At 68.1% G+C, this 18,624-nt stretch carries 14 protein-coding genes and 1 pseudogene; 7 read left to right on the forward strand and 8 right to left on the reverse strand.

What is annotated here, in order from left to right; translation table 11 throughout:
- Positions 1-103: 103 nt before the first annotated feature.
- Positions 104-2,035 (reverse strand): ATP-binding protein, encoded by a 1,932-nt coding sequence (locus ABIC66_RS08740; RefSeq protein WP_354069464.1) that lies wholly within the window; start codon positions 2,033-2,035, stop codon positions 104-106.
- A gap of 124 nt (positions 2,036-2,159) precedes the next feature.
- On the opposite strand from ABIC66_RS08740, the gene ABIC66_RS08745 reads away from it, so the two are divergent.
- From ABIC66_RS08745 to ABIC66_RS08760, 4 genes are all read left to right on the forward strand, one after another.
- Positions 2,160-3,386, forward strand: coding sequence for a serine hydrolase domain-containing protein (locus ABIC66_RS08745; protein ID WP_354069465.1), 1,227 nt, complete (start codon positions 2,160-2,162; stop codon positions 3,384-3,386).
- Positions 3,387-3,804: 418 nt separating this feature from the next.
- A complete protein-coding gene (locus ABIC66_RS08750) occupies positions 3,805-5,883 on the forward strand; it encodes a 3-hydroxyacyl-CoA dehydrogenase NAD-binding domain-containing protein (protein ID WP_354069467.1) in 2,079 nt (692 codons plus the stop codon).
- A 148-nt stretch (positions 5,884-6,031) separates the two neighbouring features.
- Entirely contained in the window at positions 6,032-7,588 is a 1,557-nt protein-coding gene (locus ABIC66_RS08755) for a class I adenylate-forming enzyme family protein (protein WP_354069469.1), read from the forward strand.
- 115 nt (positions 7,589-7,703) lie between these two features.
- Positions 7,704-8,714, forward strand: coding sequence for a DegT/DnrJ/EryC1/StrS family aminotransferase (locus ABIC66_RS08760; RefSeq protein WP_354069470.1), 1,011 nt, complete (start codon positions 7,704-7,706; stop codon positions 8,712-8,714).
- 9 nt (positions 8,715-8,723) lie between these two features.
- On the opposite strand, the pseudogene ABIC66_RS08765 reads toward ABIC66_RS08760, so the two are convergent.
- The 4 genes and pseudogenes from ABIC66_RS08765 to ABIC66_RS08780 form a co-directional block, all read right to left on the reverse strand.
- Positions 8,724-8,806 (reverse strand): annotated as a pseudogene (locus tag ABIC66_RS08765) (hypothetical protein); the annotation flags it as partial.
- 35 nt (positions 8,807-8,841) lie between these two features.
- Positions 8,842-9,861: an adenosine deaminase gene (locus ABIC66_RS08770; RefSeq protein WP_354069472.1), complete on the reverse strand. Its 1,020-nt coding sequence runs from the start codon at positions 9,859-9,861 to the stop codon at positions 8,842-8,844.
- Positions 9,862-10,052: 191 nt separating this feature from the next.
- Entirely contained in the window at positions 10,053-10,352 is a 300-nt protein-coding gene (locus tag ABIC66_RS08775) for a hypothetical protein (protein WP_354069473.1), read from the reverse strand.
- Between the two features lie 79 nt (positions 10,353-10,431).
- Positions 10,432-11,328, reverse strand: a complete 897-nt coding sequence (locus tag ABIC66_RS08780; protein ID WP_354069475.1) for a pirin family protein — start codon at positions 11,326-11,328, stop codon at positions 10,432-10,434.
- Between the two features lie 107 nt (positions 11,329-11,435).
- On the opposite strand from ABIC66_RS08780, the gene ABIC66_RS08785 reads away from it, so the two are divergent.
- Entirely contained in the window at positions 11,436-11,882 is a 447-nt protein-coding gene (locus ABIC66_RS08785; protein WP_354069476.1) for a DUF1801 domain-containing protein, read from the forward strand.
- Here the strand turns inward: ABIC66_RS08785 and ABIC66_RS08790 are convergent.
- Both ABIC66_RS08790 and ABIC66_RS08795 read right to left on the reverse strand, forming a co-directional pair.
- On the reverse strand, positions 11,879-13,156 hold the full coding sequence (locus ABIC66_RS08790) for an MFS transporter (protein WP_354069478.1): 1,278 nt from the start codon (positions 13,154-13,156) through the stop codon (positions 11,879-11,881). The genes ABIC66_RS08785 and ABIC66_RS08790 overlap by 4 nt on opposite strands.
- 157 nt (positions 13,157-13,313) lie before the next feature.
- Positions 13,314-13,811 carry an Lrp/AsnC family transcriptional regulator gene (locus ABIC66_RS08795; RefSeq protein WP_047409974.1) on the reverse strand — a complete coding sequence of 166 codons (498 nt, stop codon included), beginning with the start codon at positions 13,809-13,811 and terminating at the stop codon, positions 13,314-13,316.
- Between the two features lie 142 nt (positions 13,812-13,953).
- Between ABIC66_RS08795 and ABIC66_RS08800 the strand changes: the two genes are divergently transcribed.
- Positions 13,954-17,397, forward strand: coding sequence for an indolepyruvate ferredoxin oxidoreductase family protein (locus ABIC66_RS08800; RefSeq protein WP_354069479.1), 3,444 nt, complete (start codon positions 13,954-13,956; stop codon positions 17,395-17,397).
- 6 nt (positions 17,398-17,403) lie between these two features.
- Here the strand turns inward: ABIC66_RS08800 and ABIC66_RS08805 are convergent, their stop codons facing one another.
- A complete protein-coding gene (locus ABIC66_RS08805; RefSeq protein ID WP_354069481.1) occupies positions 17,404-18,327 on the reverse strand; it encodes a hypothetical protein in 924 nt (307 codons plus the stop codon).
- Here ABIC66_RS08805 and ABIC66_RS08810 point away from each other — a divergent pair.
- Positions 18,326-18,622 (forward strand): hypothetical protein, encoded by a 297-nt coding sequence (locus tag ABIC66_RS08810; RefSeq protein WP_354069482.1) that lies wholly within the window; start codon positions 18,326-18,328, stop codon positions 18,620-18,622. The two genes, ABIC66_RS08805 and ABIC66_RS08810, sit on opposite strands and share 2 nt — an antisense overlap.
- Positions 18,623-18,624: the final 2 nt, after the last annotated feature.

The following is an 18,624-nucleotide window of genomic DNA, read 5'->3' on the forward strand; positions in this document are numbered from 1 at the left end:
TAACCCGGCCGTAGCGCCAGGATTTGTCAGTATTGTTTCACAACGGGCGATTTTTGGGGGCGCCAGGATCCCTCTCTCTGAGAGAGGATTTCCTCACCCAGCCCTAAGACGCCCTGCGGGTTCCTGGGCGTTCGGCGACCAGGGCCGTGGCGATGGCCTGGGCCAGGGCGGCGGGGGAGAGCGGCTTGGCGATGGCCCCGTCCATGCCGGCGGCCAGATAGCCGGCCTGCTGGTGGGCCATGGCGTTCGCCGTCATCGCCAGGATCGGCGTGGCGCCGGCCGGGCCCTTGAAGGCGCGGATGCGGTGCGTGGCCTCGACCCCGTCCATGACCGGCATCTGGATGTCCATCAGGATCAGGTCGAAGCCTTGGCGGGCCGCCGCCACGCCCTGGACCCCGTCCTCGGCGGCCGTGACCCGCGCGCCGAGCGCCTCCAGCATCCGGGTGGCGATCAGGCGGTTGGTGGCGTTGTCCTCGACCAGCAGCACGCGCAGGCCGGCGAACAGGGCGGTGTCGGTCTCGTCGGCGCGAACCTCCGGCTGGGCGCAGGCGTCGGCCTCGACCTCGAGCCAGAAGGTCGAGCCCTCGCCCAGCGCGCTTTCGAACCCGACCTCGCCGCCCATCATCTCGGCCAGGCGCCGGCAGATGGCCAGGCCCAGGCCCGAGCCGCCGAAGCGGCGGGTCGTCGAGCCGTCGCCCTGGCGGAAGCGCTCGAACAGCTGCTTGCCGGCCTCCTCGTCGATGCCGACGCCGGTGTCGCTGATCTCGAACCGCAGCCGCACGCGGTCCCCGTCGGTCCGCCTGCCCGAGAGCCGCGCGACCACGCCGCCCTCCAGCGTGAACTTCACCGCATTGCCCAGCAGGTTGAACAGGGCCTGGCGCAGGCGCAGCGGATCGGTGGCGACCCAGCCCGGGTTGTCCTCTTCTTCGAGAGGCGTCTCGACGCGCAGATAGAGGCCCTTGGCCTCGGCCTGAGGCCGCAGCATGTCGACGACGCCGCGCATCAGCTCGGCCGGGTCGACGGGCTCTGGCAGCAACTCCAGCTTGCCCGCCTCGATCTTCGAGAAGTCGATGATGTCGTTCAGCAGCTCCGACAGCATCTCGCCGCAGCCCAGGGCCTCGTTCAGCAGACGGCGGCCGTCGTCGGACAGAGTCTCGCTCTTCAGGAGGTGCAGCACGCCCAGCACCCCGTTCATCGGCGTGCGGATCTCGTGGCTCATATTGGCCAGGAACTGACTCTTGGCCTCGGCCGCGCCCAGGGCCGCGTCGCGCGCGGCGACCAGCTCGGTGACGTTCTGGCTGATGCCGATCACGTCGAAGGCGTCGGGGCTGGAGCCGCGCACCCCGCGCCAGGCGCAGTGCATGTGCGCCCAGTCTTCGGTGACGGGGTCCAGGTAGCGGTAGTCGATCTCGACATGCTCGCCCGTGCGCAGGGTCTGGGAAAAGGCGTCCCAGACCCGGGCGCGATCCTCGGCGTGGACCGACATCGTCATCTCGGACACGGTCATGGTCCGCACCCCGCCCTGCGGGGTGCTGGGCGTGGGGATGTCCTGGTCGAAGACATAGACGCCCTTGCGGGGATTGAAGCGCCAGACATAGACGCCGGCCGCGTTGCGCAGCAGTTCGTTGGAGCGCTCGGCCTGCTGGCGGGCGATCTCGCGGGCGCGGTCCTCGCTGAAGTCCTGGAAGACGATCAGCAGGCCGTCGCTTTCCAGCACCTTGGTCTGCGAGCGCACCCACAGCCAGCCGCCGCCCTTGCGCGCCAAGCGGTGCTGCGAGCGGGCCTGGCCGACGCGGCGCAGGCTGTCGGCGATCGCCTGGATCACCTCGGTGTCGTGCAGGTGGAAGAAGTCTCGGATCGGGCGGCCCAGGGTGTCCTCGGGCGTCCAGCCGGTCAGGTCGGTCCAGGCGGGATTGACGCGGATGATGACGTCGTTCCGCAGCAGCACGAACATGTCGAGGCTGCTCTGGAAGAACCAGTCGGCGGCCGCGGCTTCGATTCTGGAGGCAGCCTCGGCGTCCAAGCGCTTGCCCATCCCCGTTTCCTCGTCTTCAATCGATATGCGCAGGGTCCGGTAAAGTTTACGTTGCGGCATAACGTCTCGGCGGCGTGTCCTGATCCAAGCCAACAAAAGTCGTCAAACAGGGGAGTGCGGGGATTTGAGTACGCCGGAAGCCGTGGGACTGTCGTCCGACCGCCTGAAGCGCATCGAGAGCTTCATCAAGGGCAAGTATATCGATACCGGTAAACTGCCCTGCGCCCTCACCCAGGTCTGGCGACGCGGCCAACTGGCCTATGCCTCTGTTCTGGGCAGCGCCGATGTCGAGCGGAACAAGCCGCTGAAAGCCGACAGCCTGTTTCGCATCTATTCGATGACCAAGCCGGTCACGAGCGTGGCCTTCATGATGCTGGTCGAGGACGGGCTGGTGGCCCTGGACGATCCGGTGCACCGCTTCATCCCGGCCTGGCGCGATCTGGGCGTGTTCGCGGCGGGCGTGGCGGGCGCGTTCCAGACCAAGCGCGCGGCCGAGCCGATGCGGATGATCGACCTGCTGCGCCACACCTCGGGCCTGACCTACGGCTTCCAGCAGCGGACCAATGTCGACGCGGCCTATCGCAAGCTGAAGCTGGACGGCGTCGACAGCGAGGGCGGACTGCAGGGTTTCGTCGAGACCCTAGGGACCGTGCCGCTGGAGTTCTCACCGGGCGAGGCCTGGAACTACTCGGTCTCGACCGACGTGCTGGGCTATCTGGTCGAGACGATCTCGGGCGTGCCGTTCGACGTCTATCTGAAGAACAAGATCTTCGACCCGCTGAAGATGGTCGACACCGGCTTCTTCGTTCCGGAGGGCCAGCGCGAGCGCTTCACCGCCTGTTACGCCCTGACCCCGTCGGGCAAGGTGGTGCTGCAGGACGATCCCGAGAAGAGCCATTTCCTAAAGGACCCGTCGGTGAAGTCCGGCGGCGGCGGCCTCGTTTCGACCGCCGACGACTACATGCGCTTCTGTCGGATGCTGCTGAACGGCGGCGAGCTGGACGGCGCGCGGCTGCTCAGCCCCAAGACCATCAAGCTGATGACCATGAACCACCTGCCCGGCGGCAAGGAGCTGGTGCAGCTATCCCGGTCGCTGTTCAGCGAGGCGGTGTTCGAGGGCCTGGGCTTCGGCCTCGGCTTCGCCATGACCATCGACCAGGCCCGGACTAAGAACCTGGGCTCGCTGGGCGAATACTTCTGGGGCGGCATGGCCTCGACGGCCTTCTGGATCGACCCGGTCGAGGATCTGGCGGTCGTGTTCATGACCCAGCTGATGCCCTCGACCTCCTACCCGATCCGGCGGGAGCTGCGGACGCTGGTCTATTCGTCGTTCACGGAGGCGGCGGGGTAGGGCGGGCGTTCTCCCAAAAGAAACGGCGCGGGATGCCCTCCCGCGCCGAGTTGCGCTTTACCAAAGTCCGACGCATTGCGAGCAATACGCCACGCTCGCGAAATTCACCGACTTCGAAACGTCAGGACGCGTGCAAGTCGCGTCCAAAGCCCATGACTTCCCGCGAACGCCCTCCCCAGCACGAATCATTCTCTCTGGATTTCAGGCAAATGCGGGCTCCCGCCGTCAGCGGCGCCGCATCCGCCCCCACGGATGATCTCGGCTGAAACTCTGATTTCGAACTTGTAGTATGTTTCTGAAATCGTCAACGGCCGCTGCCTGAGAAACAGGCGCCGCCACGGAGGTCTGGACATCTCCGTCACGTCGTGCACGCTGCCTTCAAACAATCGTTCAAACGAAGAGCAGGGGTGGAACCGCCATGGCCGCGATCAACGCCGTCACCGATTTTTCCGTCGAAGGCGACATCGGCGTCGTCACGCTGAACTCGCCGCCGGTCAACGCGCTGTCGGCCGCCGTCCGCGAGGGGTTGAAGGGCGCCTTCGACGCCGCCATCGCCGAACCGGCCGTCCAGGCCATCGTGCTGATCTGCGAAGGCAAGACCTTCATCGCCGGCGCCGATATCACCGAGTTCGGCAAGGCCATGACCGGTCCGTCGCTTCAGGACGTCCAGAACGTCATCGAAAATTCGCCCAAGCCGGTGGTCGCCGCGATCCACGGCACGGTGCTGGGCGGCGGGCTGGAGGTGGCGCTGGTCGCCCACTACCGCGTCGCCGTGCCGTCGGCCAAGGCGGGCCTGCCGGAAGTGAACATCGGCCTCCTGCCAGGAGCTGGCGGCACCCAGCGGCTGCCGCGCATCGTCGGCGTCGAAAAGGCGTTGGAGATGGTGACCAGCGGCCAGCATGTGCCGGCCAAAGCCGCGCTGGCCATGGGCCTGTTCGACTCGATCGTCGAGGAGGGCGCCCTGCGTGACGGGGCCATCGCCTTCGCCCGCGTGGTGCTCGCCGAGGGCCGGCCGCTGAACAAGGTCCGCGAGCTGAACGACAAGGTCGAGGCCGCGCGCGGCAAGCCCGAGATCTTCGCCGACTTCCGCAAGGCCAACGCCAAGAAGTTTCGCGGCTTCATGGCCCCGGAGTACAACATCCAGTGCATCGAGGCGGCGGTGAACCTGCCGTTCGACGAGGGGCTGAAGGTCGAGCGCAAGCTGTTCTTGGAGCTGATGACCGGCAGCCAGTCGGCCGCCCAGCGCTATGTGTTCTTCGCCGAACGCCAGGCCGCCAAGATCCCGGACGTGCCGGACGACACCCCGATCCTCCCCGTCAAGAAGGTCGGCGTCATCGGGGCCGGCACCATGGGCGGCGGCATTTCGATGAACTTCCTCAACGCCGGCATTCCCGTGACGATCATCGAGGCCAAACAGGAAAACCTGGAGCGCGGCGTCGGCGTCATCCGCAAGAACTACGAGAACACCGCCAAGAAGGGCCGCCTGACCCAGGACGACGTCGAAAAGCGCATGGGCCTTTTGACCCCCTCGATGAACCTCGAGGACCTGGCTGATTGCGACCTGATCATCGAGGCCGTGTTCGAGCTGATGGAGATCAAGCAGGAGGTGTTCGGCAAGCTCGACAAGATCGCCAAGCCCGGCGCGATCCTGGCCAGCAACACCTCGTATCTCGACATCGACGTGATCGCCGCCAGCACCAGCCGGCCCGAAAGCGTGATCGGCCTGCACTTCTTCTCGCCGGCCAATGTCATGCGGCTGTTGGAGATCGTCCGGGGCGCGAAGACCGACAAATCGGTGATCGCCACGTCGATGCAGATCGGCAAGAAGATCGGCAAGGTCGCGGTGCTGGTCGGCAACTGCCACGGCTTCGTCGGCAACCGCATGCTGGCCCAGCGCCAGCGCGAGGCCCAGAAGCTGATCCTGGAAGGCGCCATGCCCTGGGACGTCGACCGGGTGCTGTACGACTTCGGCCTGCCGATGGGACCGTTCGCGATGAGCGACCTGGCCGGGCTCGACATTGGCTGGGACCCGGCCAAGACCAGTTCGTCGACAGTGCGCGAGGTGCTCTGCGAGATGGACCGTCGCGGCCAGAAGAACGGCAAGGGCTTCTACGACTACGACGAGAACCGCAACGCCAGGCCGTCGGCCGAGGTCGAACAGGTGATCCGCGACTTCGCCGAGAAGCGCCAGATCCAGCGCCGCGAGATCAGCGACCAGGAGATCCTAGAGCGCTGCCTCTATCCGATGGTCAACGAGGGCGCGAAGATCCTGGAAGAGGGCAAGGCCATCCGGGCGTCCGACATCGATATCGTCTGGATCAACGGCTACGGCTGGCCGGTCTATCGCGGCGGCCCGATGTTCTGGGGCGAGCTGGTCGGCCTGGACAAGATCCTGGCCAAGATGCGCGAGTTCCAGGCGGCCCACGGCGACGACTTCAAGCCCTCGGCGCTGCTGGAGCGGCTGGTCGCCGAGGGCAAGGGGTTCAAGGACGCTTGAGGGCCGTCCATCAAAACAAACCTGTCATCCCGGCCGAAGCGCAGCGTAGAGCCGGGACCGCAAGAAACTCAGAGCTCCCGGCGGTCCCGGATCAGCGCGCTGCGCGCTTGTCCGGGATGACAGTATTTGCGCGCGTGAGGAAAAGCCCATGACCACCATCGCCGCCATGATGTCCGCCGACTACGGCACGCTCGGCGAGATCCTTCGGGTCCGCGCCCAGGAAGGCCCCAACCATCCGGCCGTGATCATGGAGACCGGCGAGGCCGTCACCTACGCGGAGTTCGACGCCCTGGCCGACCGGGTCGCGGCCGCTCTCCAGCGCGACGGGATCGCGCTGGGCGAGGCGGTCGCGGTCTGCGCCCTGTCGTCCATTCCGTACACGGCGGTGTTCCTGGGCGCCTTGCGAGCGGGCGTCGCCGTGGCTCCGATCGCGCCGTCCTCGACGCCCGAGGCCATCGCCGGCATGGTCGCCGACTGCGGGGCGAAGCTGTTCTTCCTCGACGCCGGCGTGGCCGAGGCGCAAGCGCCCGCCCCGATCCCGGTCCGCCAGATCGCGCTGGACGGCTCGGATGCCGGCGAAGCGTTCGAGGCCTGGCTCGCGCCCGAGGGCGCCCGGCCGGCGCCGGTGGCGATCGGTCCCGACCAGCCGTTCAACATCATCTATTCCAGCGGCACGACCGGAACGCCCAAGGGCATCGTCCAGTCGCACGGCATGCGCTGGAAGCACGTGTTCCGGGGCGACGCGGTCGGCTATGGGCCGGACGCGGTCACCCTGCTGTCGACCCCGCTCTATTCGAACACCACCCTGGTCTGCTTCTTCCCGACCCTGGCGGGCGGCGGGACCGTGGTGCTGATGAAGAAGTTCGACGCCGGCAAGTATCTGGACCTGGCCCAGAAGCATCGCATGACCCACACCATGCTGGTGCCGGTGCAGTACCGCCGGCTGATGGAGCGGCCGGACTTCGACAGCTACGACCTGTCCAGCACCCACCTGAAGTTCTGCACCAGCGCCCCGTTCGCCGCCGAACTGAAGGCCGATGTGCTGAAGCGCTGGCCCGGCGGCCTCGTGGAGTATTTCGGCATGACCGAGGGCGGCGGCACCTGCATCCTGATGGCCCACGAGCACCCGGACAAGCTGCACACGGTCGGCCGCCCGGCGCCTGGCCACGACATCCGGCTGATCGACGAGGACGGGGTAGAGGTCGGTCCCGGCGTGGTCGGCGAGATCGTCGGCCGCTCGGGCGGCATGATGAACGGCTATCACGGCCGTCCGGACAAGACCGCGGAGGCGACCTGGGTGTCGCCCGAGGGCGAACGCTTCATTCGCACCGGCGACGTCGGCCGTTTCGACGAGGACGGCTTCCTGACGCTGATGGATCGCAAGAAGGACATGATCATCAGCGGCGGCTTCAACATCTATCCGTCCGACCTGGAGGCGGTGCTGGTCCAGCATCCGGCCGTGCTGGAGGCGGCGGTGGTGGGCGTGCCGTCCGACGCCTGGGGCGAGACGCCGGTGGCCTTCGTGGCGATCAAGGCCGGCCAAGTCGCTGATCCGGGCGCGATCAAGGCCTTCGTCAACGGCCAGGTCGGCAAGACCCAGCGGCTGGCGGATCTGCGCATCGTCGACACCCTGCCGCGCAGCCATATCGGCAAGGTCTTGAAGCGCGAATTGCGGGACTCATGGCAAGTTTCGCCTAGCACCTAGCTATTTTTGCCGCGACCGCGCGCCACATTAGGGCGGATGGAATCGATGAATACGGTTGCTTAACCATATGGTGCGGCCATTCGGGTCGCCCGGTTCGTCGTGGAATGCGTCCGAAATGCTCCCGAAGCCCGCTGCCGCTCCGATCAATCTTCCGCCCGAAAAGGGTTTGGGCGGGAAGGCGTTTGTCCGCGCTCCCCACGGTCCTGGCGTCGCGCCGATCGACTTCGACGCGGTCGCCAAGGCGCTCGGCGCCGCCGGCCACGCCTCGGATCTGGACCAGCGCCTGACCGCCCGCTTCGCCCGTCCGGTCGCCGCCCGCGCCTTCGCCGATCGCGTCGAGGCCACCGCCGCCGCGCTGAAAGCCCTGGGCGTGCGCGCAGGCGGCGTCTGCGTCGTCTCGGCCCTGGCCGATCCCGAAACCCTGGCGGGCGTCGCCGCCGCCGGCCTGAAGGCCTGGCTGGTCGACGTCGACCCGTTCAGCGCCATGTTCGACACCAATCACCTGCGCCAGCGCCTGCCCGAGGCGCCCGGTCCGCTGGAGGCCATCGTCCCCGCCGCCGCCCACGGTCGCGCCCCGGACATGCGCGCCTGGGCCGCTTTCCGCGCCGAGACCGGCCTGCCGATCCTGGTCGACGCCGCTGGCGCGTTCGACGTGGTCATCGAGGCGCCGGTTCCGGTCTTGGTGGGCCTCCCCGCTGGGTCGGGCGTGTTCGTCGCCTGCGAGGACGCCACCCCGGTCAACGCCATCGAGGCGACGCCGTTCGAGGGCGACGACGGCCTGGCCGCCTGGCCGGGCCTGCGCCAGCGCCTGTGCGGCACGGCCCAGCAACTGCGCGTCCTGCTGCTGGACAGCGGCGTCGGCTTCCAGCCGGGCTGGGGCATGAGCTGGATCGCCCCGACCTGCGCCCTGTCCCTGCCGACCGACGACGCCGGCGCCGTGGCCTGGAAGCTCCAGGCGGCGGGAATCGCGGCCAGCTGCGCGGTCCGCGACCACGCCCTGGCCGCCGACGACACCCCGGTGGCGGATCACATCGCCGCTTCGACGGTGGTGCTGACCCTCGATCCGAACCTGGACATCGAAAGCCTGGACCGGCTCTGCGACGCCCTGCGGGACGCGGTTTCCTAAGCATCAACCGTCATCCCGCGCTTTATGCGCGGGACCTATCCGTCCACCGCAAGCGCGGAGCGGAATGATCTCTCACGTGAAAGCTGAACCATGGGTCCCGCGCATAAAGCACGGGATGACGGTGTAATCAGTTCGCCGCGGCGTACCGCTCGACCCCCGCCACCCGCTCGGCCTTCTCGGCGTCGCTGAGGAACGAGCCGGTGAAGCTGTTCTTGGCCAGGGTCACGATCTCGTCGCGGGTCAGGCCCACGGCCCCGGCGGTAGCCAGGTAGTTCTCCAGCAGATAGCCGCCGAAATAGGCCGGGTCGTCGGAATTGACGGTCGCCTTCAGGCCCAGGGCCAGCATCCGCTTCAGCGGGTGGACGTCCAGGCTGGGCACGCCGCACAGCTTCAGGTTCGACAGCGGGCAGACCGTCAGGGTCGTCCCGTCCTTGACCAGGCGCGCGGTCAGGGCCTCGTCCTCGAGGGCGCGGTTGCCGTGGTCGATGCGGTCGACCTTCACCAGGTCGATGGCCTCCCAGACATAGGCCGGCGGGCCTTCCTCGCCGGCGTGGGCCACGACCTTGAGGCCGAGGTCGCGGGCGGCCTGCATGACCCGGGCGAACTTGGCCGGCGGGTGGCCGACTTCCGAGCTGTCCAGGCCGACGCCGGCCAGCTTGTTCAGCCAGGGCTTGGCCACCTCCAGGGTCTCGAAGGCGGCGTCTTCCGACAGGTGGCGCAGGAAGCAGAGGATCAGCTTGCTGGTCACGCCATAAGTCTTCTCGGCCTCGTCCATGCCGGCCAGCAGGCCTTCCATCACGACGCCGAAGGCGATGCCGCGATCGGTGTGGGTCTGGGGATCGAAGAAGATCTCGGCGTGCGTGCCGCCGTCGGCGGCCAGGCGCTTGAAATAGGCCAGGGCCAGGTCCTTGAAGTCCTCGGCCGTCTGCAGGACGCCCGCGCCCTGGTAGTAGATGTCCAGGAAGTCCTGCAGGTTCGAGAAGGCGTAGGCCGCCCGGATCTCGTCGACCGAGGCGTAGGGCAGGGTGACGCCGTTGCGCTGCGCCAGCTCGAACATCAACTCGGGCTCGAGGCTGCCCTCGATGTGCATGTGCAGCTCGGCCTTGGGCAGGGCGCGGACGAATTCGGAAAAGGCGGTGTCGGTCATGGAGGAGTTATGACCGGGCCTGCCTCCATCTTTCAATCGGCATTGCAATGGCCTCGGCGAGATTGGGCCCGGCGCCAAATCACCTGTCATCCCGGCCGTAGCGTGGCGAAGAGCCGGGACCGCCACAGGCTCGGCGCTTCCGGCGGTCCCGGCCCGGCGCGCTGCGCGCTTGGCCGGGATGACAGGATCGATCAGTGCGCGGCGTCCTTGGCCTTTTCGCCGGCCTTCTTGGCGGCGTCGCCGGCTTCCTCGGCGGCCTTGCCGGCCTCGGCGGCGGCGTCGCCCGCGGCTTTCTTGGCGTCTTCCGTCGGAGCCGTGGCCGCGTCGGCCGTGGCGTTGGCGGCGTCGGTGGCGGCTTGCGAGGCGGCGGCCGCCTGGTTGGCGGCGTCGGCGCTCTGGGTGGTCGCTTCCTGAGCCTTCTCGGCCTTGTTCTCGCAGGCCATCAGCGTCAGGCCCAGGGCGGCCACGGCCGCGATCGTCACGATACGCATCAGCGTCTTCTCCCAATCCCGGCCTTGGCGCCGGTGTCAGGGGATAATCCCAAGGCGGAGGTTTCGGTTGCCTGGCGCGCTACGACATCGGCGGCGCGGGCGGCGGCGGGCCTTCGGGCAGGGGGATGAACTCGTCGTGGTCGAGGTCGGGCAGCTTCATGCGGCCGGCCTTCCAGTCGGCCTTCGCCTGCTCGATGCGGTCCTTGGACGAGTGGACGAAGTTCCACTCGATGAAGCGCGGACCGATCGGCTCGCCGCCCATCAGCATGACGGTGGAGCGCTCGATGGCCTTGAAGACGATGGTGTCGCCCGGCGCGAACACCGCCATCTGGGTCGCGGCCAGCTCGCGGCCGTCCACCTCGACCCGGCCGGCGGCGACATAGGCGGCGCGCTCGGCATATTCGGCCGGCAGGGCCGCGACCGTGCCCGGCTCCAGCTCCCAGTGGACATAGAACAGCGGCGAATAGACCGGGACATTGGCCTTGGCGCCGAACGCCTCGCCGGCGATCAGCCGCGCCTTCAGCCCGCCGTTCTCGTAATAGGGCAGGTCGGCCGAGCCCTCGTGGTGGGTGAAGCTGGGGGCGACCTCCTCATATTCCTTCGGCAGGGCCACCCAGGCCTGCATGCCGTCCATGCGGCCGCCGTGCTCGCGCAGGCCCTCGAAGCGCTCGGAGTGGGTGATGCCCGAGCCGGCGGTCATCCAGTTGACCTCGTGCGGCTTGATCACCGCCAGCGAGCCGACGCTGTCGCGGTGGGTGATCTCGCCCTCGAACAGATAGGTCAGGGTCGACAGGCCGATGTGCGGGTGCGGGCGCACGTCGGCGCTCTTGGCGAAGCCGGGCTGGAAGGCGGCCGGGCCCATGTGGTCGAGGAAGGTGAACGGCCCGACCATCCGGTGGGCGTGGAACGGCAGCACGCGCCCGACCTCGAAGTTTCCGAGATCCTTGCGACGGGCTTCGAAGACGAGGTCGATCATGGCGGGCTCCGGCGAATGTGCGTGGAACTTAGCCGGGACACACGGCGGGCGTCTTGTCGAAAGCGCGCGAGAGGCGTTTGCTGGCCGGGCTTTGCTGGGGACGGGGCATGGACACGCCGCAAGAGCAACTGGCCGCCATGGCCGCCCGCTACGAACCCGCCATCGCCGCGCGGGGGCTGGCCGCGATCGAGCGCCTGCGGGCGCGGATGCCCGGCGCGCACCGGCTGATCTATGACAACTACAACGCCCTGGCGGTCGGCTTCGCCCACGGCGATCGCGCCAAGGACGCCTTCGTCTCGATCGCCTTCTATCCGCGCTGGGTCACGCTGTTCTTTCTGTACGGCAAGGGGCTGGACGATCCGGAAGGCCTGCTGAAGGGCGACGGCGCGCGGGTCCGGCACGTGGTGCTGGACGATGTCGACGACCTGGAGCGGCCGGCGATCGTCGCCCTGCTGGACCAAGTCCTGGACCAGAAAGACCCTCCGCCGCTGGGCGAAGGGCCTCTGATCATCAAGGCGGTGTCGGAGAAGCAGAGGCCGCGACGGCCCGGCTAAAGTTCGCTCGCCGTCGTCTTCAGCGGCAGCAGGGCCAGCAGGCTCACCAGCCCCGCCGCGCCCAGATAGAGACCGACCAGGCCCAGCCCGCCGCGATTGGCCAGGGCCTGGGCGATGACCGGGGCCAGGCCGCCGCCGATGATGCCGCCGACATTGAAGGCGATCGAGGCGCCGGTGTAGCGCACCCTCGCCGGGAACAGGCTGGGCAGCCACGCGCCCAGCGGGCCGTAGACGAAGCCCATGACCAGCAGGGCCAGCGACAGGAAGATCCCGACCAGCCACAGCGAGCCGCCGCCCAGCATCGGGGCCAGCAGGGCGCCGACGCCGATGGTCAGGCCGCAGCCGGCCATCAGCACGAGGCGGGGGCTCTTGGCGTCGGCCCAGTAGCCGGCCGCGACGATGCCGACGGCCAGGAACAGGATCGCCACCAGCAGCACCGAAAGGAAGGTCTGGCGGTCATAGCCCAGGGTGGTGACGCCATAGCCCAGGGCGAAGGCGGTGGAGAGATAGAAGAGCGCGAAACAGGCGACGACGGCGAAGATCCCGCTGAGCGTTTCGCGCGCGTGGGTCTTGAGCAACTCGGCCAGCGGCACGTGAGCCGGCGGAGCTTCTTGCCGGGCGGCGGCGAAGGCGGCGGTCTCGGTCAGCTTCAGGCGGATCCACAGCCCGACCCCGACCAGCAGGAGGCTGCCCACGAATGGCAGGCGCCAGCCCCAGGCTTGGAACTGCTCCGGCGTCAGGAGGACGCCCAGCAGTAGAAACAAGCCGTTGGCGGCGATGAAGCCAACCGGGGCGCCCAGCTGCGGGAACATGCCGAAGCGCGCGCGCCAGCCGGGCGGAGCGTTCTCGACCGCCAGCAGCGCCGCCCCGCCCCACTCGCCGCCCAGGCCGAAGCCTTGCCCGAAGCGGAGCAGGCACAGCAGAAACGGCGCGACCCAGCCGGCCATCTGGTAGGTCGGCAAGAAGGCGATGGCCAGGGTCGAGCCGCCCATGATCAGCAGCGAGGCCACCAGGGTCGACTTGCGGCCGATGCGGTCGCCGAAATGGCCGAACACGATCGAGCCCAGCGGCCGCGCCACGAAGGCGACGCTGAAGCTGGCGTAAGAGGCCAAGAGCTGCACGGCGGGCGAGGAGGCCGGAAAGAACAGCGGCCCGAACACCAGCGAGGCGGCGGTGGCGTAGATATAGAAGTCGTAGAACTCGACCGCCGTGCCGATCAGGCTGGCGGCCAGCACGCGTCGCGTCGACGCACTGCCAGTGCTCGATCCGGCCATCACGGCCTCCCCCTGGACTCAGAAATCTCAACCTAAAATCCGCTCATCCCCGCGAAAGCGGGGACCCAAGCCGAGTCAGGCGAACTGTTCGAAGCCGCGCCTCAAGCTGAAAGACTGCTTGGGTCCCCGCTTTCGCGGGGATGAGCGGTATGAGGTGTTAGCCCAGCGGGCTGACATACGGGCTGATCAGGCCCAGCGGCACGGCCGTCGAGTTCTTGACGCCGCGGATCACGATGCGGCTCTCGATATTGCTGACCAGGCCCAGCGACAGCAGCTTGTCGCGCAGGAATTCGTCGAAGGCGCGCATGTCGCGGGTGACGATGCGCATCTCGTAGTCGGCCGCGCCGGTCACGGTGGCGCACTGCACGACCTCGGCCCACTTGCCGACCGCCTGTTCGAAGGTGTCCAGGTTTTCCTTGGTCGGAAGGGACAGCTTGACGGTGCAATAGACTTCGAAGCCCAGGCCCAGCTTTTCACGGTCCAGGATGGTGACGCGGCGCTGGATGACGCCGGCGTCTTCCAGGCGCTTGATCCGGCGCCAGCAGGGGCTGGACGACAGGCCGACACGTTCGGCGATCTCCGCGACGGACAGTCCGGCGTCGTGTTGGATGAGATCCAGGATCTTGGCATCCACGGCGTCGAGTTGTTCGGACAAGAAATTCCTCCCCCAAGTGGGCGTTGACGCTCCAATTTTGCGCAAAACGGCCACGAGTCGGGCACGCCTTGGGCAAACAATTTCCGCGCTTCTATAAGATATTGCGTTGCGGGCGGGAAGACCCGGGAGGAAAATTTTTGCCATGCGGCACTCGGAAGTCACTCTAGACGACAAATATGTGCTCGAAGATGGCCGCGCCTTCATCACTGGCGTGCAAGCGCTCCTCCGGGTTCTGCTGGATCGGAAGCGCCTGGATCGCCTCGCGGGGCTGAACACCGGCGGCTATCTGTCCGGCTATCGCGGCTCGCCGCTGGGCGGCCTGGACCAGCAGGCCGCGCGCATCCGCAAGCTGCTGACCGCGCACGACGTCGTCTTCCAGGAAGGCCTGAACGAGGACCTCGCCGCCACCGCCGTGTGGGGCAGCCAGCAGGCGAATCTTTTCCCGGGCGCGCTTTATGATGGCGTGTTCGGCATGTGGTACGGCAAGGCGCCCGGCGTCGACCGCACCGGCGACGTCTTCAAGCACGCCAATTTCGCCGGGACCTTCCCGACCGGCGGCGTGCTGGCGGTGGCCGGCGACGACCACGGCTGCAAGAGCTCGACCCTGCCGTCGCAGTCGGAGTTCGCCTTCCAGGACTTCGAGATGCCGGTGCTGTCGCCGGCCGACGTGCAGGAGGTGCTGGACTACGGCGTCCTTGGCATCGCCATGTCGCGCTTCTCGGGCCTGTGGACGGGCATGATCGCCCTGGCCGACACCATGGATTCGGGCGTCACGATCGACGTCTCGCTGGACCGCCACAAGGCGGTGACCCCCGACTTCGCCTTTCCTCCTGGCGGCCTGGGCATCCGGCTGAAGGACCAGCCGATGGAGAAGGAGCGTCGCCTCCGCCTCCACAAGCTGCCCGCCGCCCTGGCCTTCGCCCGCGCCAACCAGATCGACCGCGTGGTGCTGGGCGCCTCGCACGTCCGCGTCGGCAAGGCCCGTCTGGGCGTCGTCTGCCAGGGCCAGGCCTACAAGGACGTGCTGGAAGCCTTCACGGCCATGGGCATGACCCTGCAGGAAGCCGCCGACCTGGGCGTCTCGATCTACAAGGTCGGCATGCCCTGGCCGCTGGAGCCGCTGGGCCTGCGCGCCTTCGCCGCCGGCCTCGAGACCCTGATGGTCATCGAGCACAAGCGCGCCCTGATCGAACCCCAGGCCCGGGCCGCGCTCTATGATCTCCCCGCCCAGGCGCGCCCGCGCGTGATCGGCAAGACCGACGAGAAGGGCGGGCCGCTGCTGTCCGAGCTCGGCTCGCTGTCTGTGGCCGAAATCGCTCTCGCCATCTACGATCGCCTGCCGGACGGCCCGCACATGGAGCGGGCCCGCGCCTATCTGAACCGCGTCTCGGCCGCTGGGGTCGCGGCCGTCAGCCTGGCCGCCGACCAGGCCCGCAAGCCGTTCTTCTGCTCGGGCTGCCCGCACAACACCTCGACCAAGCTGCCGGAGGGCTCGCGGGCTCTCGCCGGCATCGGCTGCCACTACATGGCCGGGTTCAACGACCCGATGACCGACCTCAACACCCACATGGGCGGCGAGGGCCTGACCTGGGTCGGCGCGGCGCCGTTCACCTCGGAAAAGCACGTTTTCCAGAACCTGGGCGACGGGACCTACAACCACTCCGGCTCGCTGGCCATCCGCGGCGCGGTCGCGGCCAAGGCCAACATCACCTACAAGCTGCTCTATAACGACGCGGTCGCCATGACCGGCGGCCAGCGCGCCGAGAGCGGCTTCACCCCCGCCCAGATCACCCGCCAGCTGGCGGCCGAGGGCGTGACCAAGACCGTCATCGTCGTCGACGAGCTGGAGCGCTACCAGGGCGTCACCGACCTGGCCCCCGGCGTCGAGATCTTCCCGCGCTCGGACCTGATGCGCGTGCAGGAGATGCTGCGCGACACGGCCGGCGTCACGGTGCTGCTGTACGACCAGACCTGCGCCACCGAAAAGCGCCGCCGCCGCAAGCGGGGCTCGATGGCCAAGGCGACCAAGCGCGTCTTCATCAACCCGCTGGTCTGCGAGGGCTGCGGCGACTGTTCGGTGAAGTCCAACTGCGTCTCGGTCGAGCCCCTGGCCACCGAGTTCGGCCGCAAGCGCAAGATCAACCAGTCCAGCTGCAATCAGGACTACAGCTGCGTCGAGGGCTATTGCCCGTCGTTCATCACCCTGGAAGGGGCCGAGAACGCCCAGTCCAAGACGGCGCCGGCGGCCCTGACCGCCGAGTCCACGCCGCTGCCCGAGTTCGAGCCGCTGACCGGCGTGCGCAAGATCCTGTTCACCGGCGTCGGCGGCACCGGCGTCACCACCGTGGCCTCGATCCTGGCCATGGCCGCCCACATCGACGGCCGCGCCGGCAGTGTCGTGGACATGACGGGCCTCGCCCAAAAGGGCGGCTCGGTGTTCAGCCACGTCAAGATCGGCGAGACCGAGGAGACCATCGTCGGCGGCCGCGTGCCGGCCGCCAGCGCCGACGTGCTGATCGCCTGCGACCTGCTGGTGGCCGCGTCGCCCGAAGGCCTGTCGCTGTACGCCAAGGATCGCACGCGCGCGTTCGGCAACACCGACTTCGCGCCGACGGCGGACTTCGTGACCAGCCGCGACATCCGCTTCGACAGCGGGGCCATGGCCCGCCGCGTGAAGGGCGCCACCAACACGTTCGACGCCTGCCCGGCCCAGCGCCTGGCCGAGACCCAGTTCGGCGACGCCATCTACGCCAACATGATCATGGTCGGCTTCGCCTGGCAGCGCGGCGTGATCCCGGTCTCCAGCCGCGCCCTCTACCGCGCCATCAAGCTGAACGGCGTCGATGCCGAGGCCAATCTGCAGGCCTTCGAGCTGGGCCGCCGCGTCGCCCACGATCCGACCTCGGTCGAAGTGAAAGAGGACAAGGTCGCCACGCCCGAGGTCATGCCGCTTGACGCGCTGATCGCCCACCGCATCCGCGAGCTAACGGCGTATCAGAACGCCGCCTACGCCCAGCGCTACGCCGACAAGGTGGCCAAGGTGCGCGCCGCCGAGGTCGCCGTCAGCGGTCCGGATGGCGCCCTGCCGCTGACCCGCGCGGCGGCTGTGAACCTCTACAAGCTGATGGCCTACAAGGACGAGTACGAGGTCGCCCGTCTGTACACGGATGGACGCTTCGCGGCCGAGCTGGCCGGAACCTTCAAGGGCGGCAAGGCCAAGGTCTGGCTCTCGCCGCCGCTGCTGGCCCCCAAGGGTCCCGACGGCAAGCCCAAGAAGATCGCCTTCGGCGGCTGGATGCTCGACGTGGCCTTCCCGATGATGGCCAAGATGAAGGGCCTGCGCGGTGGCGCACTCGACATCTTCGGCCACACCGAGGAGCGCAAGATGGAGCGCGGCCTGATCGGCGCGTACGAGATCGGCCTCGACCGCCTGGCCGCCGGCCTCTCGGCCGAAAGCCTGCCCCTGGCCGTGAAGATCGCCGAGATCCCGCAGCAGATCCGCGGCTACGGCCACGTCAAGGAAGCCTCGGTGGTCACCGCCAAGGCGGCCGAGGCGAAGCTGTGGGCGCAGTGGGGCGGGGCGTGAGGCGTCTTAGGGAGCCTTGTCGACCTCGGCGGCGATGATCGCCTGAGCAGCCTTGGTCAGGTTCGGCCAGTCGTAGACGATCGCCACGATAGCCGGCGCGACTGCATCGTCGCTGCCATAGCGCTTGGGCGACTTTAGTCCAGGCAACGTCTTGCCGACGGCGGCGAGAACGCGCGGGTTGTTCTCGCCTTCCATCTGGCAGGTCTCGAAGCGGCCTGCGACGGTTAGGCGGCAGTATAGGGTCGAGATCCCCGTCGTCTGGCCCGCCGCGAGGATGATCGGCGCGATCTCCTCCAGTGGCGGGGTGTCGTTCCAGTAGAAGGGGCGGGCCTCGCAGATGGCTGTCTTGTCCGCGCCGACTGGGCACTGGATCTTCTTGGACCCGACCTTGTTTTCGACGACCGGCGAGACGGTGAAGGATGGGGCGCCCGGGGCGTAGGACATGACGGGCGTGCCGACATCAGGTGAGCCGATGACGAGCGGGATCAACACCGTACCCCCTTCGACGGGCTCGCCGTCCTTAGTCAGGAGCTTCAACTTGAAGATTGGAGCCAGCCGAAGGGCAACCTTGCCCATGTCGCCGGGATCAGGCGACTCGATGATCACCCGGCAGCGCGTCAGGTTGCCCTTGGCGGTGGCATGGCATTTGAGCAGCGCCCAGCCGACCGGCTGACCACGGCTTACGACTTGGTCCAGCACATTGGCGATGTCGGCGCCCGTGGGTTTGCGGTCCCATTCTGGATGGGTAAGGCGGCGCTCGCCTGCCTGGGTCTGGGCGCTCGCCAAGACGGGAATGAGCAGAGCCGCCGTCAGCCATGTCCAAAATCGCACGTCGTCCATCCCCGATTCAATCCAAGGGTGAACAGCGCGGGCTCGCTTGGCAAGCCGGCCGATGGCGTAGCGGGAGGTTCGTGCTAGGCTTTCCGCCATGACCAAGTCCGCCGACACCCGCCCCGTCACCGTCCGTCTCACCCCCGAGGACGCCGCCGACCTGCGGGCGCGGGTCGAGCGGGGCGAGTTCGCCTCGCTGGACGAGGGCGTCGCGGCCGAACTGGCCGAGCTGAACTATCGCCGGGCGGCGGAGATCGTCGGCGGGGCCGAGAAGCTCGAGGCCCTGCTGGACAAGCTGGAAGTGGTCGAGACCCAGGACCCCGCCGACTGGGTGGGCGGCAAGCGCTCGCTGTCCGACATGCTGGCGGACCTGAAGGCGCGGGCCGGGTCGTAGGC

The organism is Caulobacter sp. 1776, from assembly GCF_040545685.1.
GTDB lineage: Bacteria > Pseudomonadota > Alphaproteobacteria > Caulobacterales > Caulobacteraceae > Caulobacter.

What these genes read in the sequence shown, in the direction of transcription:
- ABIC66_RS08750 (WP_354069467.1), top strand. Translation starts at nt 3,805, where the DNA reads ATGGCCGCGATCAACGCCGTCACCGATTTTTCCGTCGAAGGCGACATC.
- ABIC66_RS08755 (WP_354069469.1), top strand. Translation starts at nt 6,032, where the DNA reads ATGACCACCATCGCCGCCATGATGTCCGCCGACTACGGCACGCTCGGC.
- ABIC66_RS08780 (WP_354069475.1), bottom strand. Translation starts at nt 11,328, where the DNA reads ATGATCGACCTCGTCTTCGAAGCCCGTCGCAAGGATCTCGGAAACTTC.
- ABIC66_RS08785 (WP_354069476.1), top strand. Translation starts at nt 11,436, where the DNA reads ATGGACACGCCGCAAGAGCAACTGGCCGCCATGGCCGCCCGCTACGAA.
- ABIC66_RS08770 (WP_354069472.1), bottom strand. Translation starts at nt 9,861, where the DNA reads ATGACCGACACCGCCTTTTCCGAATTCGTCCGCGCCCTGCCCAAGGCC.
- ABIC66_RS08805 (WP_354069481.1), bottom strand. Translation starts at nt 18,327, where the DNA reads ATGGCGGAAAGCCTAGCACGAACCTCCCGCTACGCCATCGGCCGGCTT.
- ABIC66_RS08760 (WP_354069470.1), top strand. Translation starts at nt 7,704, where the DNA reads ATGCTCCCGAAGCCCGCTGCCGCTCCGATCAATCTTCCGCCCGAAAAG.
- ABIC66_RS08790 (WP_354069478.1), bottom strand. Translation starts at nt 13,156, where the DNA reads ATGGCCGGATCGAGCACTGGCAGTGCGTCGACGCGACGCGTGCTGGCC.
- ABIC66_RS08800 (WP_354069479.1), top strand. Translation starts at nt 13,954, where the DNA reads ATGCGGCACTCGGAAGTCACTCTAGACGACAAATATGTGCTCGAAGAT.
- ABIC66_RS08740 (WP_354069464.1), bottom strand. Translation starts at nt 2,035, where the DNA reads ATGGGCAAGCGCTTGGACGCCGAGGCTGCCTCCAGAATCGAAGCCGCG.
- ABIC66_RS08775 (WP_354069473.1), bottom strand. Translation starts at nt 10,352, where the DNA reads ATGCGTATCGTGACGATCGCGGCCGTGGCCGCCCTGGGCCTGACGCTG.
- ABIC66_RS08810 (WP_354069482.1), top strand. Translation starts at nt 18,326, where the DNA reads ATGACCAAGTCCGCCGACACCCGCCCCGTCACCGTCCGTCTCACCCCC.